Source organism: Mesorhizobium album (assembly GCF_033977205.1).
GTDB classification, from domain to species: Bacteria; Pseudomonadota; Alphaproteobacteria; order Rhizobiales; family Rhizobiaceae; genus Mesorhizobium; species Mesorhizobium album.
Window position 1 is genome coordinate 1 of record NZ_JAVIIW010000168.1, and the last position, 520, is coordinate 520.

Below are 520 nucleotides of genomic sequence, written 5' to 3' on the forward strand. Positions count from 1 at the left end.
CGTCTTCGTGCCGCCGCCCTTCGCCGCCGATTCGATCATGGAGGCGGCGGATGCCGGCATCAAGCTTTGCGTGTGCATCACCGACGGCATCCCCTCGCAGGACATGATGCAGGTCAAGCGCTACATGCGCCGCTACCGCTTCGAGGACCGCATGCGGCTGATCGGGCCGAACTGCGCCGGCGTCATCACGCCCGGGCAGGCGCTGATGGGCATCATGCCCGGCTCCATCTATCTGCCCGGCCGCGTCGGCATCGTCGGCCGCTCCGGCACGCTCGGCTACGAGGCCGCCTCGCAGATGAAGGCGCTGGGCATCGGTGTGTCGACCAGCGTCGGCATCGGCGGCGACCCGATCAACGGCTCGTCCTTCAAGGACATCCTGAAACTGTTCGAGCAGGACGACGAGACCGACGCCGTGGTGATGATCGGCGAGATCGGCGGGCCGCAGGAAGCCGAAGCCGCGATCTGGGCACGCGACAATATGCGCAAGCCGCTGATCGCCTACATCGCCGGGCTTTCGGCG

General features: G+C 67.3%; 1 pseudogene. It reads left to right on the plus strand.

From position 1 onward, the window contains the following. Positions 1-520 (plus strand): annotated as a pseudogene (locus RFN28_RS34760) (succinate--CoA ligase subunit alpha); the annotation flags it as partial.